This window comes from Anabaena lutea FACHB-196, assembly GCF_014698305.1.
Lineage (GTDB): Bacteria > Cyanobacteriota > Cyanobacteriia > Cyanobacteriales > Nostocaceae > Anabaena > Anabaena lutea.
The window spans coordinates 58465-83970 of record NZ_JACJST010000019.1; the positions used below are offsets into that span (position 1 = coordinate 58465).

A 25506-nucleotide genomic window follows, 5' to 3' on the forward strand; every position below is an offset into this window, starting at 1 on the left:
GCGCTATTTTTTGCCGAAAATAGAGGAAATTTCCGCTGCTGATTCGATCACTTCCAGGTCTATATCAGGCGTAGAGGTGCGTAATTCTATCAGTTCTTCAGGTAGATTAACTTTGATGTCAGCACCATTAATAATAGATCCTAACAGCCCTAATTCATCTTCTAACAACTGATCAATGGCTTCACCCAACATATTTTCCTGTGTATAGTTTGGTCGTGCTACCAGGACTATACCATCACTATAAGGTTGGATTAACAATGGATCATTGGAAATGCTGAGAGGATTAGTATCTAGTATTACTAAATCATAGCGCTCGCGTGCGTCTTCTATCAAGCGGCGCATTTCGCTCGATTCTAGTATTGCAGCAGATTGACGCACAGGGCCGGCGCTGGGAATAATGTATAAATTTTCGACATCGGGAACTAAGCGAATACAGTCACTCAAGCTGGAATAATAAATCAGTGGTTCCATAGTGGCATAGGAGTCAGGCGCAACTTTCAGGGACGAAGCGCGGGAGGGCGATCGCAAATCTGTTTCGATAATCAAGGTTCTTTTCCCAGCCAGTGCGGAAGCTATACCCAAGTTGTAAGCACTCACTGTTTTACCTTCTTGGCTACTGACGCTAGTAATCAATATCACCTTTAAGTTTTTACCGCCTATCCGGCGCAAATTACTGCGAAACTTCTCATAAAACTCTAAATAGGGCGAATCTGAGGAAAGTAGCACTGGTAAGGCTTCTGGATCTAAATTATCAACTGGGATGAAAGGCAATTCTCCCAGGAGTAGCACTTCTTTTTGTTTGAGACTTTCGCGGATATCCTCTCTGGTTTTGAAAGTTCCTTCCAGTGACCCCAACAAAAATATCACACCACCACCAATGACCACACCCAAAAAACCACCGATAGCCAATGTCGCAGGGACACTCTTTGGTTTAATAGGAGCAGTGCTAACTGTGGGCTGGCTGGCAATACTAAGACTACTTACAGTTTCTGCTTCTGCGGTTTTAGCATCAGTGAGCTTTGCTTGCATTTGGTCATAGATAGCTTTTTTCAGACCAACAACCTGTTCCAAACGCGATCGCTCTAATTGTTTATTGGGTACAAGCGAAGATTCTCGTCTTAATTGTTCCTCCTGTTCCTTTTGCTGTTTTAGTTGTTGTTCTAGCATCTCTCGTTGGGTTTGCAAAGCCACCATTTGGTTTGCTAATGCCTGCCGCGTGGGGTCTAGACTACTTTGGGTACGAATACCCTGAACATTACCTTGGATAGGGGCTGCAATCCCACCACCACCTAACACCTCAGCAGCACGTTCTTGGAGTAATTCTTCCGAGGCATCTTTTTGGCGCTGTAATTGAATCATTGTCGGGTGTTCAGGTCGTAAATCTTTCCTGAGAACAGCGATTTGTGATTCAGCTTGATAAATTTGCGATCGCAAGTTGGCAATAATTGGATCAGCACTCAAAGCCGAAGAAACATAAGCCTGTCCCACTGTTAACCCCAACTTATTTTCTAAACTACGCATTTGGGCATCAATCCCAGAAATGGTAAATCTAAGTTGCCTTTGTTGATTTTGGCTAGTAGTAATACCATTTAGCAAACTTCCATTTTCCGCTGCTAAAATTGCTGGTCGCTCCAGGCGATCATATTGTTCTAATTTATTCTCAGCAGCTTGGAGTTCTTGCTTAAACTCTGGTAAGCGATCATTCAGTTTTTTAATAATAGCTTTTAATCGTCCAGTATTAATCTCGCCACTCAACTGAACCATTGACTTCATCAATTCATCCAATACCTCTTTGGCTCGGTTGGGATTGCTATCTACGTACTTAAGGATAATACCTGAAAAGTCTAATTTCCCAGTTTTGTCTGCCTTAGGCAATTTAATTGACACATTTGCACCAATGGTTTTTGGTTTAGTTTTTACCTTTGCTGCCACATTTTCAATAATTTGGTTGGATAATAAAATTTCCTGTGTCAGTTCTTTACCTTGTTCTTGAATTTCCGTACCAGTTTTGGAGAAAGAAATTGTGGGACTAACGTAGTTCAAAGCAGATTCTGCTACGTAACTAACTGGTGGATCTGGTTGTATTGCCACTACTACCGAACCAGCTATTACTACCGAAAAACTAGCCAGTCCAATCCATTTATACTTTTCAAAGGCAATAATATAGCGTTTAACAATTGGTGGTGTCATAGTATTTAATTAGTTATTAATTCTTAGTTATTAGTCATAACTTCTTCCTGAAAATTATCTATTTGTTGAAGAACCACCACCGCCGAAGAAGCCGCTACCAAAGTTTTCAAAAAAGCGAGTAAATGACTGCACATTAAAAAAGGGTTGAGTAATGATATTTAATAAATTGCTAATTCTACCAATTAGGTTTCTCCCCACAACAATCACATCATTATCTTGTAGTGCCACATTTTGAGAAGCATCACCACCAAGTGCCTTTTTGGCATCAAGTCTTTGAGTAACAGCTTTTCCTTGTTCAGGATCAAAACGAACCAAGGCAATATCCCTAAGATTAGCAGTATTCAGAGGAACATTTCCCAGCACATCTAGAAATGTACTACCATTCGGCAGTGATTGCGTAGCAATTCCTCCTGCGGCATAGTTTAACACTCGGACTTTAATCTGGGGAATCGCTAAAGTTGAACGTGCCACCAATTTGCGATCATAACCGTCATCAGTACCAGGTTCCCGGCGAGGTATAATTATTGCATCCCCATCTTGTAAGCGCAGGTTAGGTAGTGAACCACCATTTTGCAAAGCTGCATATAAATTAATATTTTGTGAAACTATGGAACCATCAGTTAATTTACGACGAATTAGCACTTGTCGTAGGTCAGCAGTCAAGGTGGAACCACCAGCTAAAGGTAAAACATCACTAATTCGAGGCATTCCCGAACTCGCCGAATAAATTCCTGGACGAAATACTTCCCCAGTAATAGTAACTTGTACTGGTCGCATCTGTGCTAAAGATACTATTATTATATCAGTAGTAATACGGCTCAAAGCCAAGCGAATTTTTTCTTGGGCTTCTTCCAAAGTTAAGCCTTGTATAGAAACTTTCCCTACTTGTGGGATGACAATATTGCCATCTTGATTAATTGTGGCTTGAAAACTCAAATCGGGACGTTGCCCACTCAGTGATAACAATATCTTGGGATTAATGACATAACGATCTAAACCAGCTCGAATTTTTTCCTGTGCTTCTTGCAAACTCAAGCCTTGTAAAGAGATAATCCCCAATAGGGGTACTGCAATATTTCCTTCTACATTAATTGCAGCTTGAAAACTTAAGTCTGGAAAACGCTCAACTGTTACAGCAATAGCATCGCCAACTCCTAACCTGTATGGGCCAGGAGGACGCTGAACCACAACGGTAATTCCATCTCCTATCCCTAAGAGATAGCGGTTGAATTGCGGAGAAATTTCGTCATTTTCATTAGGAGATATCACATCAGAACTTGTAGGAGGTACGGTAAATTGTTCTGGTAATTGTTCACCTGAAGGTGAAGGCTGGGCTGCAACGGGTGAGATAGATGTAGTTAAGCTAACACTCACCTGAAGAGTTAAAACACACAAGACGCTGAATTTACGCATATGAGAACTGGAAACTATAAACATCAGTGAGTGTAGTTAAATAATTTACTTTAAAGAGCCTTCGCCATCAATGCAGTTTGCACTGTTGCACCCAGAGACTGAAGCTTTGTCCAAGATGTTTCCACTTGCCCAAAAGGCTCAATTGGTATCAGAATGCTTACAGCCACCCAAGGAACGCGCTTTTTTTGCCACTGTGCTAATTGGTCTGCCACAAACCACTTTACTGGTGATGAAGTTCCGCCATCTGGCATCGCGTACCATTGTAAAACAGCAAAAGTTTGTTGTTGTGTCGTCGCTCGAAAAAATCTAGCTTCAACTTTTTTGGTCACTTTTAACTCTGGAGTGGAAGGCTGTTTAACAGTAAATTCACTATCCCGATATTGAGCTATATTCCACTGTCCCCAAGTTAATTTCCCCCAGCCGTTAATATCTGTCCACTCTATCTCTGGTTGATCTCTCGGTCCGTTTTGTGGTAGCAACAGCAGTATAACCTCAATTGCTGAATCTTCTGGCTTGAGTATCTGTAAAGACCATTTATGTTCGCCAATTTGTGATTCTGACTGTTTAATAGTTTGCCACCCAGGAAGACTTAATCCCACTTTGCGGATATTTTTCAATTCATTGAGTTCTCTTACTGGCGGTGGTTGTTTCCATGACCATTTTCCTGTTAGGTATCCAGGAACTGCTCCTATACCTAACAGCAGTATCAGCAATATTAGCACTGCTACCTGACTCCATTGCTGTTCTTTGAAAAACTTGGATAAGGAAGTCATTAGTAAAATTTCTCACACTTAGATTGCATTATACTCCATTAAATGTGGAAATATTTGCAAACAAGTAGGAATGCACAAATAAATATAACTACGGCAGGATTCAGGAGATTGGGAGACGCGGAGAGATTTTAATTCAAATATGTATGCGTGTTCCAAAACCCTTGTAGAGACGTTGTCTACAAAGTCGCTACATCCTTTTTCACTCCTATATTTATTGAATTTTGGGCATTGCATAATTGCGGGATGATTTGAGAATCTGCATCAATATATAATCACCGCGTCTCCGCGTCTCCGCGTCAGCCTCAATCATCTCCTTATTCAGCAACGCCGAATTTTGAATTTTTTAAACCTCCCCCACTTCCTCGTCTGACTTAATTGCTGATTCTTCTGAGAAATAACTATTCATCCAATTTAGCAAAGGTATAAGTAATAACAACATACAACCAGAGTAGAGGTCGCCACCCCAACCTTCATGTAGCCATGAAAAAGCTCCATCTTGGCCTGTACCGTGAAAGAATGCCAGTAAAGTGTTACGAATGATATTAGCAGTTACACTGATGACCACAGCAAGAGATAGAAAACCAAAAGTTATCCGCCGTGAAGATAAAGCATCTGTCCAATAAAGCAGCATTAAGCTCACATAAAGAGTGGTAAATAACATTTTCAAGCCTGCACAATAGGGGGCTACTTCCACGATTCTCCCTCCTATATATAAATTTATACCATCTACTACTACTGTCATCCCAGATTGATTGAGGATAAAGGCAGCTGTACCAGCAATAAAGCTTTGGAGAGGAAAGCTATAGGGAGTTATCAAGTAAGGTAATGCTGTTGGAGTAGCTAAAAATACTAGTATTAGGGGAAATCCTTGTAATTTTAACCCTGGTATTCCCTTGAACCATAAGCAAAGTCCTGACAGTATGATGGGCAAGGAAAGATTAACCCATTCAGTCACTCCACTTAAATAAAAAATCACCCCTATTATTAATAAGCCAAGTCCAACGGGATGGGTAATATTAGCTAAACGTTGCCACTGTTTCCGGTTTGTCCAAGCCAGATAAGCAGCAAATGGTAGACCGATAATACCGTGGCTGAAATACTCATGTTCTATGCTGATAGTTTTGTGCAGCCAACCATCTAACCAATGTAGCAATATAGGAGCATAAAGCAGGATTAAAATTCCGAAAATTCCGAAACTTAACAATTGGGCTGTGTTTCTGCTTTTAATTTGTTGCTGGAGTGCCATAGTTGTAATTCAGAATTCAAAATTAAAAATTGCGAGGAATACTGGATATTGGTGAGTAAATAAAATAAATTCAACTCAGTTTTGTTTTAATTTCAAGCTTGAATTGATAGCATCTATCACTTCTGTTATTTGACTATTTTTCAAACCTGGATACATTGGTAAAGATAGTATTTGTTGAGATAGCTTTTCTGATTGGGGAAAGTCTCCTTGTTGATAACCTAAATAACTAAATGCGGGCTGAAGATGGCAAGGGATTGGGTAATGAATGCCAGTTTGAATTCCGGCTGCGGTCAGTTGTGCTTGTAATTGTTGACGTTCTAGAGGGCAAGAATCATCTATTTTGATCACATAAAGATGATATATGTGTCCTGTGCCGCTTTGGTTTTCCATAGGAATAATACCAGCAGCAGCTAAGGGTGCTAGTTCTCTATCATACATCTGGGCAATAGTCAGGCGATCGCTATTCCACCCAGATAAATAGGGTAATTTTTGGTTTAAAATGGCGGCTTGCAATGTATCTAAACGGCTATTCGTACCTGATTCGATATGTACATACTTTTGAGATGAGCCGTAATTTCGCAAACGTCGCATTTTTGCAGCTACGTCTGCATCTTTGGTTACTACCATCCCTCCATCCCCAAATGCCCCTAAATTCTTGCTGGGATAGAAACTAAAGGCAGCAGCGATACCCACTGAACCTGCCTTATATCCTTCCCGTTCAGCCCGGTGTGCTTGGGCTGCATCCTCAAAAATTAAGACTTTGTGAGTATTCGCAAAGTTTAATAATTGGCTTGGTGATACCATCTGCCCATATAGATGTACGGGAATAATGGCTTTGGTTTGGGGTGTAATGGCTTGAGAGGCTGCCTCCAAGTCAATTAAGGCTGTTTTGGGATCACAATCTACTAAAATTGGTTTAGCTCCAGCACCAACTACACCAATCAATGTGGCGACAAAGGTATTGGCTGGTAAAATCACCTCATCACCAGCACCGATATGACAAGCTTGCAGACCAAGAGCGATCGCATCGGTTCCAGATGCCACACCTATTCCATATTCTGTACCAGATGCGGCAGCAAAGGCTGTCTCGAAATCCGATAAAGCTTGACCTAAAATAAAATCTCCCTTTGCGAATACATCCTGAATTGCCTGTTGTAATTGAGTTTGAATTGGCTCATGTTGCGAATTCAGGTCTACAAAAGGAACTTTAATCGTCATTTGATTTATTACCACGTAGTATTAAAAATTAAGTAGCAATATCCTAGCTCAAAAAGTCAAAATCCTGAAACTCAGTAAAAGCCAGTAAAAGTTTTACTACCAGTAATTAAGTAGGTGGGCAGAATAAAACCGAACTGTGTAAAGAAAAGTAAACAAGGCTAAAACCCTTTTGCCCCCTGCCTTAGAAGAACGACAATTTTTAATGCCGACCTACTTAATCAGTCCTAGCTACTTTTTCTCCGTCTCCCATAACTCATATTATGTCCGGTTAAATACTTATGATTAGGGAACCGCGCACAGACGCTCTTACATGAAGATACGGAGAGTTTTTTTGATCAGCAATTAACCGGACTTGATATAAATAATAAATTTTTGCCAAATTTGTTAATCGGAGGTGAAATTTGGGAATGCTGAGAAATAGGAATTAGTAACCTCATCACAGCGGTTATAAAACTTACAGTATCTAGGAAGTATCAAGGTAGCAGCGGCAATGGTAGAGCATGAACATAAATTATTTGTCCCTAATGATGGTTGGAATTCTTTACCAACTAAAGAACAACAACGCCTCAAAATATTGTCAGAATTAGGGTTGAAGCAACCCCAAACAATTCCAGTATTTGAAGAAGCTACTCAAACCGCTGCCCACTTTCTGGAAGCAGAAATTTCCATTTTGGGATTTATAGATCAAGAAATCCACTGGTTCAAATCATCGGTAGGCTTATCAAGATTAGGACTAATGAATGATCTAGCACAAAGCCGTCAATTATTACGCCGAGATTCCTTCTGCACCCAAGTGGTAGAGACATTACGAGTCTTAGTAATTAATGATACTAAAAATATTAACGATACAGAAATAGCTTCTAGCAAATTAGTGCAGAATTATGGCATCCGCTCCTACTTAGGAGTGCCATTAATTGATGCTTCTGGGTATTGCTTAGGTGCATTGGCAGTTATGGATCGCAAACCTCGCAATTTTTCAGAGCGAGATATTGAGTTTTTGCAAATTATTGCTCGTTGGAGCATGAGTGAATTTGAACGCAACCGATTGCTACAAGGAAAATCAGAAAAAAGTCCTACCCGCAAAACTCCTAGCTTTTCATTTTTAGAAGACCAAACAATAGATCTGAAAATTGCCCCACCCATTTTAGAACAAGGCTCTAATTCTACTAAGCAACTCAAACTCGAACTTTTAGGCCAGCTAACTCAAGAGTTACGTACACCTTTAACATCTGTACTGGGGATGGCTGGTGTTCTGGGCCGGGAAATTTATGGGCCTTTAACGATTAAGCAGCGGGAATATCTGGAGATTATCCAAAACAGTGGGCGTTACTTACTTTCCTTAGTCAATGAAATTACTGAGCTAGGAATCATGGATGATAGTTCAAATGAGTTGAACTTAGTCCCTGTCGATGTGGAAATGCTGTGTCAACAAGCTATTAATACCCTAGCAGAAGTAGCTGGTCGCCGTGAGCAAGATATTCGCTTATCTATAGAACCAGGACGCAATCGCATTTGGCCTTTGGATAAAGACAAAGTGCGGCAAATGCTGTATCACTTGATGTTTAGTGTGATTCAACTTTCTGCAACAAGTAGTATTGTTCGTATTCACGTTGCTTATAAAGAAGATACACTCTGTATTACTGTTTGGGTTTCCCATCCTTGGTTGGGAGATGGCATTAGCGAGATTGATCCTTACTTGCACGTCGAGGCCTTGCCAATGTTGGAAATGGTACGCTCGGCAGGAAAGTATGATATTCATTTAGAAAATCAGGAGACTTATCCCCGAATATGGGAACAGTCACAAAAATTGATTAATGATCACTTAAGAATTTTGGTTGGCGCTTCTGATCAGAGTTTAGCCACTTTAGCTGGTAATCTATCTCGTGAGAAACTAGGTCTGTTACTTAGCTGTCAACTGGCAGAACTGCACGGAGGACAAATTTCGATTCAAGGTTCCCCAGACTCAGGATATCGTTATGTGATTACTTTGCCACGGCAATCGGCAACTTCTTCGCAATTAATGAATAACATTTGATGACCAAGGGGAGTATCAAAGATCAAATCAATTGTTCATCCTGACGGTGATCTTTGTATGGCGACCCGGATTATCATTAAAGCCAGCGATCCGTCAGGAATTGTGAACAGACATCTTAATAGTGGATGTTGGGTGACTTAGTATATGAGCGTGATCAGTTAATTACTGCATAAAAAGCCAAACTACACAATGTTCACAACCTCCGCTAGGATTGCTGTAGCTGCTAATTGGTCATAACATTTCTATGAATTTAGTCTGGCAAAGATTTACTTTATCCTCTTTACATCTGAAAGAATATTTGACTACCAGCTACCTGCATCGGTTTCTGGTCGGTATCTTGCGTCCGTGGCGGCAAACTAGTATTTTGATGCAGTGGGGAGATACAATAGCAGCGGCTCTTCTCAGTCTCATCTATGGTTTTGCACCTTTTGTGTCCAGTAGTTTAATGCTGGTATTGTTGGTGGCTTGTATAGGATTCTGGGTGCTGCTAACTTTATCAGATGAAAAAAATTCTGGAAATCCAGCATCTGTGACTCCGATTCATCTGTTGGTATTACTCTATTGGGGTATAGCCGCGATCGCTACAGCCTTATCACCAGTGAAAAAGGCAGCATTGAATGACTTGGCAACATTAACACTCTATTTGTTACTTTTTACCTTATGCGCTAGGGTGCTGAGGTTTTCCCGATTCCGATCTTGGCTGATTAGTCTTTACTTACATATATCACTGATTGTCGGCGTATATGGCATCCGACAATGGTTTTTTGGCGCTAAAGCCTTGGCAACTTGGGTTGATCCTGAGTCTCCTCTATCCCAAACTACAAGAGTTTACAGTTATTTGGGCAATCCCAATTTACTCGCAGGATACCTGATACCCGCCGTGATTTTCAGCTTAGTGGCTATTTTTGCTTGGACCGGCTGGATTAGAAAAGCTTTAGCTGTAACGATGTTTGTTGTTAATATTTCCTGCTTAGTTCTCACTTATAGTCGTGGCGGCTGGATTGGTTTATTGGTGGCACTGTTGACTGTGATGGCATTGCTAGTTTATTGGTGGAGTGTGGAAATGCCACCTTTTTGGCGTACTTGGTCACTGCCAATTATTGTCGGCGGTTTAGTTGGGGTATTGGTGCTGGCTGTGATTTTTGTTGAACCAGTACAACAGCGGTTTCTCAGTATATTTGCAGACCGCCAAGATAGTAGTAATAATTTTCGTCGTAATGTCTGGGATGCTGTTTTTAAGATGATCCGCGATCGCCCAATTATTGGTATTGGACCGGGACACCATTCTTTTAATCAGGTCTATCCCCTTTACCAACAACCCCGATTTACGGCTTTGAGTGCATATTCGATTTTTCTGGAGATTGCTGTAGAAACTGGCTTTATGGGTTTAGCTTGTTTTCTGTGGTTAATAATTGTCACCATTAATGCCGCATTTATGCAAATGCAACGGTTGCGACAATCTAGAAATATAGAGGGATTTTGGGTAATGGGAGCGATCGCTACTATTTTGGGTATGCTCGCTCATGGCACAGTAGATACTGTCTGGTATCGTCCAGCCGTTAATACTCTCTGGTGGTTTATGGTCGCCTTAATTGCCAGCTACTGGACACCTTTAGCGCCAGAAACTGCTCAACCCAACCCAGAAACCGCAACCAACTGATTTTCTTGAGTAAAATTAAAATTATTCGGAAGTTTGATGTCAGCCTATACTGTATGAGGATTTGATGTTCATTTGCGGATAAGTCTGGTTGTCAATATCTTTCTACTGACAACTGACTATTTTATTTTCATACCCAATTGGGATAGGTCGTACTGCGATGACAAATTCCCAAAACCAACTCACACTCACTATACCCAATTCCCAATTTAAAATCCCAAATCCAAAATTGATACTAGTCTCTATAGGTGCTGGCCCCTGGGGTATTGGGGTCTCGGTAACGGGTTGGTTCATTTTCACGCTTTTTACCCGCTAAACCCGCTAGACCTAATAGACCAATCAATCCTAGCCAACCCCAATCTACATCGTTGCGATCATAAACAGTCGTAGTGCGGTCAGTGTCAGTTCTAGGTTGAGTTACTTGGGCTTGTGCGGGTAGAAAGCTTAAGGGTAAAATCCCCATACTCAAAGTGAGAACCCCAGCGCCAACGGCTTTGGTAAAATTACTTTTCATGGTCAGAAAGCCTCATCTTTTACTCAGATAATCACTACTGTACCGATTCTCACAATAAGCCAAATCAACCTGCGGCTATAAACTAGGTTTCATCACAAATCAGGCTGAGGATATATAATGTTCTCTTTGCTGGAAGACATTTCTCAGTCCGCTGTGGTATTTGATTGACAGTTTCGCTCAATAGTTTTTCATTGCCCGTTGAATATCGCGCTGGTCTTGACGACGTTTGAGGTCTTCTCGCTTGTCGTGAAGTTTCTTGCCTTTACCCAAGGCGATACTCACTTTTACCCAGCCGCGTTTAAGATACATTTTCAACGGGACTAGGGTTAAACCCTGCTGTTCTACCTTACCAATTAGCTTCCGAAGTTCTTGGCGATGCAACAATAACTTACGTGTACGGCGCGGTTCATGATTAAAATATTGTCCACTAGAGGTGTACGGTGAAATATGTGCATTTATTAGCCATGCTTCACCGTTACGAATCAACGCATAACCGTCTTGGAGATTTACTTTACCCGCACGGATTGACTTGACCTCTGTTCCTGTTAGCTGAATTCCAGCTTCGTAGGTTTCCAGGATTTCATACAAATAACGGGCTTGACGATTGTCGGTGATAACTTTATAACCTTCGTTTTTGTCACTCATTGAAAATCTTGTTTGTGTTAAATATGCCTAAAAATTTCTTGAGACTTTTCTATCAATCTATGGAGGTAGTAATTTTAAGTGTAAATAAACTCAAGATGCATCTTTCAGTTGAATACGGGCTTGAGCCTAATCAAGCTTACATTTAACGTGATCCTCTATTATAGCATTATAAATGCGTGCTTATATATTATAATCAAAATAATTTTTTGATGGGGGAAGAATTGCTGCATATGCTCAGTTAATTGTGACGAATTACAAAACTCTCACTACTGAGTACATCATGGAGTAAGTCAACCAACCATTAACAATTATAGAAAAGCTGGTTTAAACGGCTTTTTTAAGTTTCAATTTTTAATTCCGAGAAAGCAATACTAGTCAGCACAGAGAGTCTAATTTGCATCAAGTGTCCTAAAAACTTCTAAACAATTTAAGATTTTCTTTATAAATAACTCTTAAGGCAGTCATTAGTAGGTAATTCTGTCATATTATGAAACATAAGAACACTATATATTGCCAGTGTCTATTGATAGTGTTCACAAAAGCAAATTGCTGAGTAACAAAAATGGTAAGGGTGTACTGTCCATGCCCTTGAAGATCCTTGTAGTGGATGACGACCTGGGCACTCGTCTGTCTATTAGTGATTATCTTGAACTGTCTGGCTATTCGGTGATCATGGCTGATGACGGTCAAGAGGCTTTGGCTATGGTTGACCAATACCATCCTGATCTGATTGTCACAGATATTGTCATGCCCAGGATGAACGGCTATGAACTGGTGCGTCGGGTGCGTCAACAAACAGAATTTAGGTTACTACCCGTAATTTTGTTAACAGCACGAACAAAAACCCAAGAAAGAATTCTGGGCTACCAATCAGGGTGCGATTTATATTTGCCTAAGCCTTTTGAACTAGAAGAATTAGCCGCAGCTATTCGTAATTTGTTAGAGCGATCGCAAATCATCCAAACAGAGTACCGTTTTTCTCATCAAGACAATTTAGATAACTTCACAAAAACAGTAAACGGACATAATTCTCTGTCTACTCAAATCCATTCATCCCAACTACTCTCATCACTGACTACCAGAGAACAAGAAGTCCTAGAACTACTGACTCATGGTTTATCTAATGCCGAAATGGGACATCAGCTACACCTGAGTGCGCGAACGGTAGAAAAATACGTCAGCAGTTTATTGAGAAAAACTTCAACCAGCAACCGAGCCGAACTCGTGCGTTTTGCCATGAAGCATGGTCTGGTGGAATAAATTACAGGGTAGCAGGAGAAAATGAGGGATAATTTCATCTTTCTTCTGCCTCCTGACTCCTGACTCCTATTCCCTAAAGTTGTTGACTTTTAACATAGTCCAGTAGACCTTCGCAAGCATCAAGCAGTAAGTCAATAACTTGATTGAATCCCTCTGAGCCGCCATAATAGGGGTCGGGAACTTCTTTGAGTGTATGTCTAGAGCAAAAATCACACATTAAGCGAACTTTATGGTGATATTGCCCTGAACGGTCAACAGCGAGGATATTTTCAAAATTGTCTTTATCCATCGCCAAAATCAAATCAAACTCTTGAAAGTCTGACTTTTCAAATTGGCGAGCTTGACCACGTAGTTTAATTCCCAACTTTGTAGAGGCCGCAGCACTCATGCGCCGGTCAGGTGGACTACCAATGTGATAGCTAGAAGTACCAGCAGAATCACAATGAATAGTAGCGCCCAAATCAGTCTGCTCAATCAGATGATTCATAATATTTTCTGCCGAGGGCGAGCGACAAATATTACCCAGGCAGACAAATAGTAACTTGTAAGGCATAAATTTTGCTTTGCGTGCCACTTGTCAGATGTCAGTTGTTGTTGCTAGTGACAACTGACCACTGAACTAATGACTAATGACTAATGACTAAAATCCAGGCAGTTCCAGTCCACTGGTTAATTCTTCCATACGTTCCCGCATGGTGGTAGTGGACTTGTTGTAGGCATCTTTCATGGCTGCTGTCAAAAGATCAGAAAGTACTTCCGCACCTTCTCCCAAAGCTTCTGGGGCAATTTCTACCCGCTTAGGTTCTTGGTTGCCACTGACAATCACCTTAACTAGACCACCACCCGATTCTCCTTGGATCTCCATTTGCTCCAATTGTTCCTGGAGAAGTTTTGCACCTTCCTGAACTTGCTGGGCTTTTTTGAAAGCGTCAGCCAGTTCTTTCATTTTTCCTAAACCAAAACCAAAGCCCTGTCCTTTTCCTGATGTCATAATTAATTGTTCACTTGTGCGGGGAATAACAAATCAAATTCAATTATAGATGTGGTCGGTAATTGGTAATGGGTAATGGGTTATTGGTAATTGGGTTATTAACTCCCCATCACCCCATCACCCCATCCCACTGTCACCTTTCAGTTATCAGCAAACAGGTTGAAACTCGCCGATCATTTTCACTTCTGGTTCTAACCAAATTGACCAACGTTCTTCTACCTCACGTTGAATATGCCTAATGAGACAGAAGATATCGCTGGCTTTAGCCCCACCACGATTAACGATAAAATTGGCATGAAGTAGTGCTACTTGCGCTCCACCGATTTGATAGCCTTTTAAACCAGCTTGTTCAATCAACCACCCAGCTGTGTAAGGTTTAGGATTGCGGAACACACTACCACAACTAGGAAAATTGTAAGGTTGGGTACTAAGCCGATGCTGTTTGTGTTGTTTGGTTGTGGCTATAACTGTTGCTGGATCTGCACCTGGTTGGAGTTGAAAGGTAGCTTGCGTGACTATACGTTTGCCGCCTTGCAATAAAGAAGTTCGGTATTTATAGCCTAATTCAGATGGGGTGAGAGTTTCTAATGTACCATCGGGTGAGAGTACTTCAGCGCTAACTAACATATCTGCGATACAGCTATTATGCGCTCCTGCATTCATAACAACAGCACCCCCAACGGTTCCGGGAATACCAACAGCCCATTCTAAGCCTTCCCATCCTAAATCTGCTGCTTCCCATGCCAAGCTGGGAATAGATTCTCCGGCTGCAACGGTTAATTGACCTGTTTGTGGGTCGAAGTGCTTAGAGCGGAAATGACGAGTAGCAATAACTAAACCGGGTATTCCTTGATCACTGACTAATAAGTTAGAACCTGCTCCCAATATAGTTACTGGTAAAGACAGTTCTTGAGCATACTCAATACTAGCTTGTAGCGCTTCTAAGTTGCGAGGGGCAACGTACCATTCAGCCCCGCCCCCAACTCTGTAGGAAGTAAACGCTGATAAAGAAGCCTGAGGCTTGATAGCACAATCAGTGCCGGGTAAGTAAATTACTTTACTATCGACCGCCTTAATTGTTTCCTGTTTCTTGGTAGTCAAAGCAGAAATAGTACAGACGTTTCCAATTGCCTGGGAGATTGTCATCGTTGCTTTTATTGGTAATTTCTATGACATTTATTTACCGATCAGATCCGGTAATAACTTTAACTAAGAAACCATTGCTAGATAGAGAATGGACTCACAAAACAAAACCTAGCAATTTGGCTTCACTTAGGATGTGGCTGTAGCCAGTTCACCAAGTGTGGCAATGACTTCAGGAATCGCCTGATTTAAATTACCGGCACCAAGAAACAATGCCAAGTCGCCAGGACGCAGTGTTGACAACAAGAACTCGCACACTGAGGATAAAGATTGTTTATAAATTACCTGCTGGTGCTGCTTGGCAATTTCGGCTGCCAGTTGTTCACCGCTAATCTGTCCTAAATCGGGTTCACCTGCACTGTAAATGTCAGTTAGGACTACTAAATCAGCATGGGTAAAGGATTCGGCAAATTCTTCTAAAAATGTCAGTGTCCGACTATAACGATGGGGTTGAAAGATGGCGACTACTCTCTGTCCTGGTCTGGCTTGGAGACGTGCTGCGGCTAGAGTAGCACGAATCTCACTAGGGTGATGGGCATAGTCATCAATAAAGGTAATACCAGCTGCTTCCCCCCGGAATTCAAAGCGCCGTCTTGCACCTTCAAAGGTGGCGATACCTTTGGCAATTTCCCCGAATTCTAAACCGAGTAAACGTCCAACAGCTACTGCTGCCAGAGCATTGCTGAGGTTATGCCGACTCAAGAGGCGCACATTTAATACACCTAATGCTTTACCTTGTTCCCAAACGAGTGCTGTTGTACCATCAGCGCGATAGTCAATGTTGGTGACGGTGTAGTCAGCGTTGGTATCTGGATTTAAGCTATAACTGATGGTTGGCTTCAAGCTATCGCGCACTGTGGCACAATCAATGCTACCTATTAAAGTTTTGCAACCTTGGGCAAATTTTTGGAAAGTGTCAATCACTTCCTCTAATGTGTCGTAATGGTCAGGGTGATCAAGTTCAATATTAGTGATAATCCCAATTTCTGGAGCGTGTTTGACCAGAGAACCATCTGATTCATCTGCCTCAGCTACCAGATACTGACTTGCGCCTAGTCGAGCATTTCCTTCCCAAGCGTTGACTTCACCGCCTACCAAAATGGTAGGATCAAGACCAGCTTGCAAGAGCATATAACCAATCATGCTACTTGTTGTAGTTTTGCCGTGAGTTCCTGCTACAGCAATACTATGGTAATCAGCAATCAAGGCAGCTAGGACATCAGAACGATGTAAAATTGGGCAACCCAATTCTAAGGCTGCTTTGTATTCCAAATTATTGTTGTTAATAGCTGTGGAACAAATTACTTGAGGAAGTATTGTCTTGTCATCAGACAATTGTTCTTGGGAATTTAACGATACTCCATTAGCCGATACTTGAGGCAGAAAGAATTCAAGATTGCTGGCTTCTTGTCTACTAAAAATGTGAGCGCCGAGAGATTCTAACTTGCGGGTTATTTGGTTAGGACGCAGATCAGAACCGGATACTGGTAATTGACGTTTTGCCAAAACATGAGCCAGGGCAGACATTCCAATCCCACCAATCCCAATGAAATGAAATGGTCTACCGCTAAAATCTATAGAATTACTCATTTTTTATTCCTCTTACACCACACCACACAATCATCACAAATGACACGCGTATCATAACAGGATTTTGATTTTTACTGATACTGTCCTTGTAAGATGTTCCTACCTGAATAAAGGGTTAATTTTTTAGTTTGTTTTTGCTTATTCAGAAAGATATTACCCTCATAAGAGATTTTTTCTATTTTTAATATCTTCTTATGACTATTCTGAAAATTGGGGCTACATCGGGAAAAAAAATCTTGTAATCTTAAATACATATTTTTGATTGTTTTACTGGAAATAGTTACGGAAGTGCTAAGGTCTGTGAAACCGATGAGAAAGTGCATCAAGCCTCACCATGAATTGACTACAATAGTACATTGACAGTGAAAATATTATTCAACTCCTAGAGCAAGAAGTTCATTTACTCAATGGAGTAGTCCCGGTAAAAAAGCTTTTCAGCCTTTCTGCTGCCTTTAACCCAATCCCTGGACTGGATGCAACGACTAGCAATTTTTGGTGGCACATTTGACCCAATTCATTGGGGACACTTGCTTGTAGCTGAAACAGCCTTATCTCAAGTACACCTAGAACAGGTAATTTGGGTGCCATCAAGACATCCTCCTCATAAACAAGCGGCTTTGTTTGAGCATCGAGTAGTAATGCTGCAACTAGCCACAAGGAATAACGCAGCGTTTACTGTTTCACTAATTGATAGAGAACGCTCTGGGAGATCCTATGCTATTAACACCCTGATCGATTTATCTGCTTGTTACCCAAATACTCATTGGTATTGGATTATAGGTTTGGATGCTTTCCAAACTTTACCCCGTTGGTATCGTGGACATGAATTAGCACAAATGTGCGATTGGTTAATCGCACCCCGACTACTAGGTGGTGAGACTATAGCTCAAAGTGAGTTAATCTGCAAGCAAGTTGAGGAACAAGTTAGAAAGCAGTCTCACACCATCAACTGGCAATTACTGAATACACCCTTAGTTAAGGTTTCGTCAAGTATAATCCGTGAACTTTGTTACCAAAGCCATTCAATCATTGATTTAGTACCGGAATCGGTGAGATCGTACATCGCCACTCACAACCTTTACTCGCATAATCCTGAATAAATTATGTGTTTTTTTTTAGATCTAACACTTTATGGTTATAAACACTCCCCCCCTTTGCGATATGATTGGGGTCAACGATATCAACTTATAGGCATATATACAGAGGGCAAGATACTGTGATTAGAGTTGCAATCAACGGTTTTGGGCGCATTGGACGGAACTTTGCACGCTGCTGGGTGGGTAGAGAAAATAGCAACATAGATCTTGTTGCTATCAATGACACATCAGATCCCAGAACCAATGCTCACCTGCTACGATATGACTCGATGCTAGGGAAGTTAACGGGTGTTGACATTAGTGCTGATGATAACTCCATCACCGTTAACGGTAAGACGATTAAATGCGTATCTGATCGCAACCCAGATAACTTGCCCTGGAAAGAGTGGGACATTGACCTGATTATTGAATCAACTGGTGTTTTTACCAGCAAAGAAGGGGCAATGAGACACGTAAATGCTGGAGCCAAAAAGGTTCTGATTACAGCCCCTGGTAAAAACGAAGATGGCACTTTTGTGATGGGTGTGAATCATCATGATTATGACCACAACATCCACAACATCATCAGTAACGCCAGCTGTACTACGAACTGTTTGGCTCCTATTGCCAAGGTGTTAAATGATAAATTTGGCATCATTAAAGGCTCGATGACCACTACCCACAGCTACACTGGTGACCAGCGGTTGCTAGACGCTTCTCACCGTGATTTACGTCGGGCAAGAGCGGCTGCTATCAACATTGTACCTACCTCTACTGGTGCGGCAAAGGCAGTAGCGCTGGTAATTCCAGAGCTAAAAGGCAAGCTGAATGGTGTTGCTTTGCGTGTACCCACTCCCAACGTGTCAATGGTAGACTTCGTGGTTCAGGTTGAGAAGCGTACTATTACTGAAGAAGTTAACCAAGCGTTGAAAGATGCGGCTGAAGGTGATCTCAAAGGCATTTTAGGATACACCGAACTGCAACTAGTTTCATCTGATTATCAAGGTACTGATGAATCTTCTATTGTTGATGCCAGCTTAACTTTGGTTATGGGCAATGACATGATCAAAGTTATGGCATGGTATGACAATGAGTGGGGTTATAGCCAACGAGTTCTAGATTTGGCGGAATTAGTAGCTGCGAAGTGGGCATAGTTATCTGATTGGGGGTAGAGTCAGTTGTACTCAGCACTGTTTTGGTGACAGTAATAACTAACTCCTAAAATCTTGACGACGGAAAAGGGCGGGAAAACCCCGCCCCTACTTGGTAAAATGTTTAAATCCTTGGTTGAGGGTGAGAATTTGGTCACGTAATTTTTGCTCTTGATCATGCAATAAGACTGTCAAACCTGGTGTGATTGTGCCAATAATGGCTGCACCTGTGCTGAGTTGTTTTACCAAAGTCTCTGCTGTATCTTGGGGTAAACACAGCACTAATTCAAAGTCTTCTCCACCATAAAGGGTATATTCTCGCCCTTGTTCTGCGGTTAGCCATTTTTCAAAGGCTTTGGGAATGGTGATTTGGCTATATTCCAGCACAGCACCGACACGACTGGCTCGGCAGATTTGTAGCACAGCATCTGCTAAACCGTCACTGCTATCCATACCAGCAACGGCAATTTTAGATTTTGGATTTTGGATTTTAGATTGTGATTTTAAGATTGCCCTGAGTATGGGTATAACATCTAAACGTGGGTTGGGACGCTGGTGGGCTGTGATTAAAGCTGCCTTTTCTTCAGTTTTGATGTTTTGCCCTATTTCCGGGTGTAAGAGTAGTTCTAAGCCTGCACGGGAGGCTCCGTGAATGCCTGTGACAACGATCGCATCTCCTATCTGTGCAGCGGAACGACGGATAATGAAATCGGGTGTAGCTTCACCAAAGGCGGTAATTGCTAAAGTGGTGATGGGCGATCGCACAATATCACCACCAACTATAGGCACATGATACTTTTGCAAGCATTCTGTCATTCCCTGATATAGTCTTTCTACCCAATTAACGCTGACATCCCCAGGTAAACCCAGTCCAACGGTGATCCCCAAGGGAAAAGCACCCATTGCGGCTAAATCTGATAAATTCGCCGCCGCCGCCCGCCAACCTGCATCTTCGGGAGAGGTGGTAACATCACTAAAATGCACACCATTAACGAGCATATCTGTTGTTACTACCAAAGATTGATTTGGGTTAGTGGTTAATACTGCGGCATCATCTCCAATTACATCTGGTGGACAGAAGCGTTGTAATCTTTCTAAAAGACCTTGTTCACCAATATCTTTTACTTGTAGGCAAGATAAATCACTATTCATCATAAAATTTACGCATTACTTTACAAACTAAAATAAAAGTATCATCTAGGAGGCTGTTGAGATGGTAACAACATTAGTAAAAGATTTTACCTTTGAGGAATACTTAAATTATGATGATGGTACTGATTTTAAGTATGAATTGGTAAATGGTAAGTTGGAACTGATGAACCCACCAAAAATTGAACATTTTTTGATTGTCAAATTTCTCGAAAAAATTCTAGATGCTGAAATTCAGCGTTTGATTTTACCTTGGTTGTGTTTTCGAGAAACTGGAGTCAGAACAGGGAAAAAGAAATCTCGCTTAACTGATTTATCTGTAGTGACGTTGGAACAAGCAAAAGAATTGGCCAACTCATCAGCGGTATTTCAATCACCACCATTATTAACCGTAGAAGTAGTAAGCCCAGAGTCAGTAAAAAGAGATTATCGCCAGAAACGTTCTGAATATGCTGCTTTAGAAATTCCTGAATATTGGATTGTAGATCCTTTAGAATCTAAGATTTCTGTATTGCTGTTGGAAGATGGACTTTATGAAGAAACGGTTTTTACTGTGAATCAAAAAATTATATCGCAGACTTTTACAGAATTGAATATTACAGTTGAGCAGGTTTTCAATGCGGGTAATTTGGCGTAGTTAGTGTAAATACTAGGTTAGAGTACCACAGAAATTAGAAATGAGGTAACAGCAAATGGTTTCTATCGTTGGCATCACAGACACCATTAAAAGCTTGAGTGATTTACAAACTCGTTGCAACTTACATCCAGCAGAAGATGAAAACTTTTTTAATGAATGGTTGACAGACTTACCCCAACTCAATCAACAAGAACAATCAGGTGTTACTCGCATTAAACAGCGTTATGATTATCATCGTGTTGATGGTTTATTATTAGAAGGGACAATTAATCTTTTAGTAGTTTCGCCACTTTTAGAACTTGCAGGTTTTCTAGATTCACCTTACCGAATTCGCTCACCCTATGGCATAAATTTAGAAATTGAAGAACCAGAAGAAACAATTCGCGGTTTTATTGATGTCCTAGTTGTACAGGAAAAACTTTGGATTTTTGTGGTTGAATCTAAACGAAATAGTATTCCAGTTGTCGCAGCAATACCGCAGTTATTAGCCTATATGTTAACTACTCCCCACCGAGATAAATCTGTATTTGGTATGGCTACAAATGGCGATGAATTTATATTTATAAAAATAGCTATCACAGACAAACCTCAATACGAAGTATCACGCACATTTTCCCTATTTCCCCGCCGACATGAATTAGCTGAAGTTTTGCAAATTTTAAAACGATTAGGAAAAGCTATTATGACTTAATTTATCTGTACCTTTTCCAGAAAACTTTTTGCAATTACCCAGATTTCATAGTACATTTAAATTATTTGTGATTTTTCACTACTAATTGCTGGTGGGAGCAAGTTTCTGTCCCAATAAGGAAAAGGTTAGTCGATACAAGCATGAAAGCTATAAATATCGTTGGTCTACAGGTTTAGAAAAAGAAGTTTTAGTTAAATTAAAGAAAATAATGGATACACTCAAGAACTAATTGAAAGACGTTATTACTGCTAACCGCAAGTAGAAAAGGCTAGAGTCTCTTTTAGAAAGTAGAGACGTTTAATCAAACTCAAACGTCCCTACTTTACCCCTACCGGATTAACCGGCTAAAAAATAAGATATAATCAGCAAAGGTCGTTTGTAACAAATGATGAGGATTTTTAATTATGACTCAAGCAATAGAAAAGCCTAAATCTATCTTAGAAATTATCGAAAGTTTAACGCCTCAACAACAGGAAGAAGTGTTAAATTTTATTGAGTTTTTACAGTTTAAATCACAAAAATATGATAAAGACGCAAAAAGTCAACCTCAACAAAAATCACCAGAGGAATTAGGCTGGCCTCCTAGTTTTTTTGAACAGACCTATGGTAGTTGTCAGGATGATCCCATTATTCTTGATGATGATGATAATTTTGAAGAAAAAGAACAAGCTGCATGATTTATTTACTAGATACTAATGTTTGCGCTCGTTATCTGAATGGGAAATCGTTGACAATTCGGCAGCGTTTACGCTCAACAAAATTGACGGATATTGCAGTTTGTTCTGTAGTTAAAGGTGAGTTATTCTATGGTGCAATGAAAAGCAATAATCTTGAACAAACCCTTGCTAGACAGCAAGATTTTCTCAAGTTGTTTATTTCACTGCCATTTGATGATGATGCTTCTCTAATTTACGGAAGAATTCGTGCAGAATTATCAGCAAAAGGAATTATGATTGGTTCTAATGATTTACAAATTGCAGCTATTGCTATGGCAAATAATTTGATATTGGTGACGCATAATGTCAAAGAATTTAGCCGGGTAAATGGGTTGCAGTTTGAAGATTGGGAAGTTTAATTTTAATTTGCTAATATTAAAAATATAAATATAATTTAAACCAAGGCTTAAAGGCTTAAAGTTAATAAGAATAAGAGCAGAAATAAAAAAGTAAACGACAGCAAACTAAATAGATTTTAGATTTCAGAATTAATCCAAAATCTAAAATCTGAAATTAATTAAGTTGTCTGTGGCTGCACTAAATTTTCTATGCCCTGAACAACGGTTGCAGATTCAATTTTGTCATCCGCGTTCAGTTTATCTAAAATTTCTCTACCTTCGGTCAGATAGCCAAACACAGTATAGCGACCATCTAAAAGATTGCGTCCTGCGGGAGTAAGTTCTGGTTCAAAGAGGAAGAAGAAAATTTGAGAAGAAGCACCGTTTACGTCACTTTCAGGACGCGCCATTGCTAATGCACCAAAGGAAGAAAAAGGCAATACTGGCATATCCAGATAACGTCCAGCATCTTCTAGAGTAATGCCGTAGGTTGGCTCTTTTTCGCCTTCTACTAATATTTCTAAAGGAACAGCACGATATTTACCTGTTTTGGGATCAATGAAACCGACTTCTTTCCCTTCTGGATCTCCGGTTTGGAGTACGTAAGATTCTTCAGAACGGGTGAACTCTAAACCGTTATAAAAACCCCGTTGGACTAAATCGACGAAGTTACCAGCAGTTACAGGGGCGCTGTAGCCGTCTACAACTACGGTAAGGTCGCCCTTATTGGTTTTGATGGCGATAGTGGCACGACCTTTGAGTTGAGGCAAATTACTGTACTCAGCAGGAACTTCAAAGGGGAATTCCTTCACCATTGATTCTTCTAACAAGCTGACAAGATTTAGTAATTTGGCTCTGCCGTTAAGAATAGGTTCTTTTTGTTTGGTTTTAACTACTTCTTGCAGTTCTGCGATACCAGATTTCAACTCAGTAATCCAAGCTTGGGCTTGAGGTTGGCGTTCTTCCGGAACGCTTGCTAATATTTGGGAAGGTTGATCGAGTATCCGCGATGCTTGTTTGAGGTCATTATTAACTGCGCCCCATCGCTTATTAGCCCGCAGTTGGTTAGAAATATCCTCTAAACTGACTTGCAGTTTGCGTACTGGTTTGTTATCGATGGGAAGTGCATACCGTAACAAAGCTTTGCCATCGGTAATTGCATTTCCAGATGGCAGGGCTGCGTGACCCGAAGGAGTCCACCCAGCTGTAATTATGCCTAAAAATATAGTTACCAGGAGTATTGCCTTGAGGCTGTTATCTAGCCAGGACTTAAATAAGTTAAACATGGGATAGCTCAAATGCAGCATTAAATTGTTGAGAAGGAAATCACCCATGAATAATCTTCCCACAGTAACAGTCCTGAGTGTTGAGTTATGAGGGCTGAGTTTTTTATCGGTAGTTTGTTGCTGTTTCTCAGTCACTTCTTGGAGAGCAACTAACAACTGACCACCTTTGAAGGGTACAATAAATGCCGATTGTCTTCCAAAAATTTAAAGTTTCATGATCTCTAGTAACGACTTTCGACCCGGTGTCTCTATTGTCTTAGACGGGTCTGTATGGCGAGTGATAGATTTCCTTCACGTTAAGCCGGGCAAAGGTTCTGCCTTTGTGCGAACAACACTAAGAAATGTCCAAACGGGGAAAGTACTCGAAAAAACTTTCCGGGCTGGGGAATCTGTGCCACAAGCTACTCTGGAAAAAATTACGATGCAGCATACCTATAAAGAGGGCGAAGAGTTGGTCTTTATGGATATGGAAACCTACGAAGAAGGCAGATTGACCGTAGCGGAAATTGGCGATCGCGTAAAATACCTCAAAGAAGGTATGGAAGTCAATGTCATTCGTTGGGGCGAACAAGTTCTAGAAGTAGAATTGCCTAATTCTGTAGTTCTGGAAATTATCCAAACAGATCCTGGCGTTAAAGGTGATACTGCTACAGGTGGCACTAAACCCGCAATTGTGGAAACTGGTGCTACTGTCATGGTTCCCTTGTTTATTGCCCAAGGAGAACGTATCAAAATTGATACCAGAGAAGATAAATATTTAGGCAGGGAATAATTTTCATAATACCAAGTTGGGATAGTGACTGGGTAATGGGTAATCATTCTCCAATTACCAATTACCAATCCAAAATTGGTATTACCGATTTCAATCCCTTGTTTATATAGGGATTAAATCCCTGCCACACTTAAGATTTTCATTTACGTTTAGGTCGAGGTAAAAAAAACTGTGCCATTAGACTTTAATGAAATCCGCCAACTACTGGCAACTATTGCACAAACGGATATTGCAGAAGTAACGCTCAAAAGCGATAATTTTGAGTTAACAGTACGGAAAGCTATCGGTAATCATGTACTCGCGGTAAGTCAAGCTACGCTAGGTGGTGTGGTGGGTTCGGGATTGACATCGGTAACGACAGGAAATCAGATCGCACCCACACCGTTACCAGAAGTAACGACAAGCCGTGATAATTCCGTGGCTGGGGCGCAATCACCGTTATCAGTGAATACGCCCGCTGCTAGATTGGTAGAGGTGCAGTCCCCAATGGTAGGAACTTTTTATCGCGCACCAGCACCAACTGAAGGGCCTTTTGTGGAAGTGGGCGATCGCGTCCGCAGTGGTCAAACAGTCTGTATTATTGAAGCCATGAAGCTAATGAACGAAATTGAAGCCGAAGTTTCTGGACAGGTGATGGAAATTTTGGTGCAGAATGGCGAATCGGTAGAATATGGTCAACCTTTGATGCGAATTAACCCTGATTAAGTATTAATATCTATATGAAATTAGTCAAAATAATTCGTAATTGATCATTCGTAATTCGTAATTCTTGCCCCACACTGAAAAAGTGCTTGCTTGAAATCTAGGAAAAAGCATTTTTCTATCAATAACTTAAGTAAGTATGTTCTATTAATTACGAATTACGGATTACTAATTATTTTGATTACTGTTAACACTTAGTCAGTCCTTGCGGGTTAATCCTGATGAAACAAACGTTGCCTGTACCACCAGAACTAGTGCAACAAGTCGCTGAATACTTGAGGGTGTTAAATAAGTCTTAGTCATTGGTCATTGG

General features: G+C 40.8%; 24 protein-coding genes. 11 read left to right on the plus strand and 13 right to left on the minus strand.

Features of this window, described 5'->3' with window-relative positions:
- Positions 1-3: 3 nt before the first annotated feature.
- From H6G59_RS18970 to H6G59_RS18990, 5 genes are all read right to left on the minus strand, one after another.
- Positions 4-2190 (minus strand): GumC family protein, encoded by a 2187-nt coding sequence (locus H6G59_RS18970; RefSeq protein ID WP_190717149.1) that lies wholly within the window; start codon positions 2188-2190, stop codon positions 4-6.
- Between the two features lie 54 nt (positions 2191-2244).
- Complete coding sequence (locus tag H6G59_RS18975) at positions 2245-3627, minus strand: polysaccharide biosynthesis/export family protein (protein ID WP_190717151.1); 1383 nt, start codon at positions 3625-3627, stop codon at positions 2245-2247.
- A gap of 26 nt (positions 3628-3653) precedes the next feature.
- Positions 3654-4376: a cyanoexosortase B system-associated protein gene (locus H6G59_RS18980; protein ID WP_190717153.1), complete on the minus strand. Its 723-nt coding sequence runs from the start codon at positions 4374-4376 to the stop codon at positions 3654-3656.
- A gap of 343 nt (positions 4377-4719) precedes the next feature.
- Positions 4720-5622, minus strand: coding sequence for a cyanoexosortase B (crtB, locus tag H6G59_RS18985; protein ID WP_190717156.1), 903 nt, complete (start codon positions 5620-5622; stop codon positions 4720-4722).
- A 75-nt stretch (positions 5623-5697) separates the two neighbouring features.
- Positions 5698-6840: a DegT/DnrJ/EryC1/StrS family aminotransferase gene (locus H6G59_RS18990; protein ID WP_190717158.1), complete on the minus strand. Its 1143-nt coding sequence runs from the start codon at positions 6838-6840 to the stop codon at positions 5698-5700.
- 490 nt (positions 6841-7330) lie between these two features.
- Between H6G59_RS18990 and H6G59_RS18995 the strand changes: the two genes are divergently transcribed.
- A complete protein-coding gene (locus tag H6G59_RS18995; protein ID WP_190717160.1) occupies positions 7331-8875 on the plus strand; it encodes a GAF domain-containing sensor histidine kinase in 1545 nt (514 codons plus the stop codon).
- Between the two features lie 244 nt (positions 8876-9119).
- Entirely contained in the window at positions 9120-10535 is a 1416-nt protein-coding gene (locus H6G59_RS19000; protein ID WP_190717162.1) for an IctB family putative bicarbonate transporter, read from the plus strand.
- Positions 10536-10767: 232 nt separating this feature from the next.
- Here the strand turns inward: H6G59_RS19000 and H6G59_RS19005 are convergent, their stop codons facing one another.
- Together H6G59_RS19005 and smpB are read right to left on the minus strand one after the other, a co-directional pair.
- Positions 10768-11046 carry a WGxxGxxG family protein gene (locus tag H6G59_RS19005; RefSeq protein ID WP_190717164.1) on the minus strand — a complete coding sequence of 93 codons (279 nt, stop codon included), beginning with the start codon at positions 11044-11046 and terminating at the stop codon, positions 10768-10770.
- Positions 11047-11223: 177 nt separating this feature from the next.
- A complete protein-coding gene (smpB, locus tag H6G59_RS19010; protein WP_190717166.1) occupies positions 11224-11691 on the minus strand; it encodes an SsrA-binding protein SmpB in 468 nt (155 codons plus the stop codon).
- Between the two features lie 582 nt (positions 11692-12273).
- Here smpB and H6G59_RS19015 point away from each other — a divergent pair.
- Complete coding sequence (locus H6G59_RS19015; RefSeq protein ID WP_190717264.1) at positions 12274-12951, plus strand: response regulator transcription factor; 678 nt, start codon at positions 12274-12276, stop codon at positions 12949-12951.
- A gap of 73 nt (positions 12952-13024) precedes the next feature.
- Here the strand turns inward: H6G59_RS19015 and H6G59_RS19020 are convergent, their stop codons facing one another.
- The 4 genes from H6G59_RS19020 to murC form a co-directional block, all read right to left on the minus strand.
- A complete protein-coding gene (locus H6G59_RS19020) occupies positions 13025-13504 on the minus strand; it encodes a low molecular weight protein-tyrosine-phosphatase (protein WP_190717168.1) in 480 nt (159 codons plus the stop codon).
- An 87-nt stretch (positions 13505-13591) separates the two neighbouring features.
- Complete coding sequence (locus tag H6G59_RS19025) at positions 13592-13942, minus strand: YbaB/EbfC family nucleoid-associated protein (RefSeq protein WP_190717170.1); 351 nt, start codon at positions 13940-13942, stop codon at positions 13592-13594.
- Positions 13943-14089: 147 nt separating this feature from the next.
- Positions 14090-15088 carry a UDP-N-acetylmuramate dehydrogenase gene (murB, locus tag H6G59_RS19030; RefSeq protein WP_190717172.1) on the minus strand — a complete coding sequence of 333 codons (999 nt, stop codon included), beginning with the start codon at positions 15086-15088 and terminating at the stop codon, positions 14090-14092.
- 126 nt (positions 15089-15214) lie between these two features.
- Positions 15215-16675: a UDP-N-acetylmuramate--L-alanine ligase gene (gene murC / locus H6G59_RS19035; RefSeq protein ID WP_190717174.1), complete on the minus strand. Its 1461-nt coding sequence runs from the start codon at positions 16673-16675 to the stop codon at positions 15215-15217.
- Positions 16676-17148: 473 nt separating this feature from the next.
- Between murC and nadD the strand changes: the two genes are divergently transcribed.
- Positions 17149-17775: a nicotinate (nicotinamide) nucleotide adenylyltransferase gene (gene nadD, locus H6G59_RS19040; RefSeq protein ID WP_190717176.1), complete on the plus strand. Its 627-nt coding sequence runs from the start codon at positions 17149-17151 to the stop codon at positions 17773-17775.
- A 116-nt stretch (positions 17776-17891) separates the two neighbouring features.
- Positions 17892-18905 carry a type I glyceraldehyde-3-phosphate dehydrogenase gene (locus H6G59_RS19045; RefSeq protein ID WP_190717178.1) on the plus strand — a complete coding sequence of 338 codons (1014 nt, stop codon included), beginning with the start codon at positions 17892-17894 and terminating at the stop codon, positions 18903-18905.
- A gap of 105 nt (positions 18906-19010) precedes the next feature.
- On the opposite strand, the gene thiL is transcribed toward H6G59_RS19045, so the two are convergent.
- Entirely contained in the window at positions 19011-20054 is a 1044-nt protein-coding gene (gene thiL / locus H6G59_RS19050) for a thiamine-phosphate kinase (RefSeq protein ID WP_190717266.1), read from the minus strand.
- A 61-nt stretch (positions 20055-20115) separates the two neighbouring features.
- On the opposite strand from thiL, the gene H6G59_RS19055 reads away from it, so the two are divergent.
- The 4 genes from H6G59_RS19055 (at position 20116) to vapC (ending at position 22454) form a co-directional block, all read left to right on the plus strand.
- Positions 20116-20688 (plus strand): Uma2 family endonuclease, encoded by a 573-nt coding sequence (locus tag H6G59_RS19055; protein WP_190717180.1) that lies wholly within the window; start codon positions 20116-20118, stop codon positions 20686-20688.
- 55 nt (positions 20689-20743) lie between these two features.
- Complete coding sequence (locus tag H6G59_RS19060; RefSeq protein WP_190717182.1) at positions 20744-21379, plus strand: type I restriction endonuclease subunit R; 636 nt, start codon at positions 20744-20746, stop codon at positions 21377-21379.
- Positions 21380-21783: 404 nt separating this feature from the next.
- A complete protein-coding gene (locus tag H6G59_RS19065; protein ID WP_190717184.1) occupies positions 21784-22056 on the plus strand; it encodes a DUF2281 domain-containing protein in 273 nt (90 codons plus the stop codon).
- On the plus strand, positions 22053-22454 hold the full coding sequence (gene vapC, locus H6G59_RS19070) for a type II toxin-antitoxin system tRNA(fMet)-specific endonuclease VapC (protein WP_190717186.1): 402 nt from the start codon (positions 22053-22055) through the stop codon (positions 22452-22454). The genes H6G59_RS19065 and vapC overlap by 4 nt, the downstream gene beginning before the upstream one ends.
- Before the next feature lie 158 nt (positions 22455-22612).
- On the opposite strand, the gene H6G59_RS19075 is transcribed toward vapC, so the two are convergent.
- Complete coding sequence (locus H6G59_RS19075; RefSeq protein WP_190717268.1) at positions 22613-23719, minus strand: peptidylprolyl isomerase; 1107 nt, start codon at positions 23717-23719, stop codon at positions 22613-22615.
- A 214-nt stretch (positions 23720-23933) separates the two neighbouring features.
- On the opposite strand from H6G59_RS19075, the gene efp reads away from it, so the two are divergent.
- Both efp and accB read left to right on the plus strand, forming a co-directional pair.
- Complete coding sequence (gene efp, locus H6G59_RS19080) at positions 23934-24491, plus strand: elongation factor P (RefSeq protein ID WP_190717188.1); 558 nt, start codon at positions 23934-23936, stop codon at positions 24489-24491.
- Positions 24492-24662: 171 nt separating this feature from the next.
- A complete protein-coding gene (accB, locus tag H6G59_RS19085) occupies positions 24663-25196 on the plus strand; it encodes an acetyl-CoA carboxylase biotin carboxyl carrier protein (RefSeq protein ID WP_190717191.1) in 534 nt (177 codons plus the stop codon).
- Positions 25197-25506: the final 310 nt, after the last annotated feature.

Coding starts and splice junctions, on each gene's coding strand:
- crtB (WP_190717156.1), bottom strand. CDS start 5,622: ATGGCACTCCAGCAACAAATTAAAAGCAGAAACACAGCCCAATTGTTA.
- H6G59_RS19075 (WP_190717268.1), bottom strand. CDS start 23,719: ATGTTTAACTTATTTAAGTCCTGGCTAGATAACAGCCTCAAGGCAATA.
- H6G59_RS18980 (WP_190717153.1), bottom strand. CDS start 4,376: ATGACTTCCTTATCCAAGTTTTTCAAAGAACAGCAATGGAGTCAGGTA.
- H6G59_RS19055 (WP_190717180.1), top strand. CDS start 20,116: ATGGTAACAACATTAGTAAAAGATTTTACCTTTGAGGAATACTTAAAT.
- H6G59_RS19000 (WP_190717162.1), top strand. CDS start 9,120: ATGAATTTAGTCTGGCAAAGATTTACTTTATCCTCTTTACATCTGAAA.
- murB (WP_190717172.1), bottom strand. CDS start 15,088: ATGACAATCTCCCAGGCAATTGGAAACGTCTGTACTATTTCTGCTTTG.
- H6G59_RS19060 (WP_190717182.1), top strand. CDS start 20,744: ATGGTTTCTATCGTTGGCATCACAGACACCATTAAAAGCTTGAGTGAT.
- H6G59_RS19020 (WP_190717168.1), bottom strand. CDS start 13,504: ATGCCTTACAAGTTACTATTTGTCTGCCTGGGTAATATTTGTCGCTCG.
- H6G59_RS18990 (WP_190717158.1), bottom strand. CDS start 6,840: ATGACGATTAAAGTTCCTTTTGTAGACCTGAATTCGCAACATGAGCCA.
- H6G59_RS19025 (WP_190717170.1), bottom strand. CDS start 13,942: ATGACATCAGGAAAAGGACAGGGCTTTGGTTTTGGTTTAGGAAAAATG.
- efp (WP_190717188.1), top strand. CDS start 23,934: ATGATCTCTAGTAACGACTTTCGACCCGGTGTCTCTATTGTCTTAGAC.
- H6G59_RS19005 (WP_190717164.1), bottom strand. CDS start 11,046: ATGAAAAGTAATTTTACCAAAGCCGTTGGCGCTGGGGTTCTCACTTTG.
- vapC (WP_190717186.1), top strand. CDS start 22,053: ATGATTTATTTACTAGATACTAATGTTTGCGCTCGTTATCTGAATGGG.
- smpB (WP_190717166.1), bottom strand. CDS start 11,691: ATGAGTGACAAAAACGAAGGTTATAAAGTTATCACCGACAATCGTCAA.
- H6G59_RS19065 (WP_190717184.1), top strand. CDS start 21,784: ATGACTCAAGCAATAGAAAAGCCTAAATCTATCTTAGAAATTATCGAA.
- H6G59_RS19015 (WP_190717264.1), top strand. CDS start 12,274: ATGCCCTTGAAGATCCTTGTAGTGGATGACGACCTGGGCACTCGTCTG.
- murC (WP_190717174.1), bottom strand. CDS start 16,675: ATGAGTAATTCTATAGATTTTAGCGGTAGACCATTTCATTTCATTGGG.
- H6G59_RS18970 (WP_190717149.1), bottom strand. CDS start 2,190: ATGACACCACCAATTGTTAAACGCTATATTATTGCCTTTGAAAAGTAT.
- nadD (WP_190717176.1), top strand. CDS start 17,149: ATGCAACGACTAGCAATTTTTGGTGGCACATTTGACCCAATTCATTGG.
- H6G59_RS18975 (WP_190717151.1), bottom strand. CDS start 3,627: ATGTTTATAGTTTCCAGTTCTCATATGCGTAAATTCAGCGTCTTGTGT.
- thiL (WP_190717266.1), bottom strand. CDS start 20,054: ATGAATAGTGATTTATCTTGCCTACAAGTAAAAGATATTGGTGAACAA.
- H6G59_RS18995 (WP_190717160.1), top strand. CDS start 7,331: ATGGTAGAGCATGAACATAAATTATTTGTCCCTAATGATGGTTGGAAT.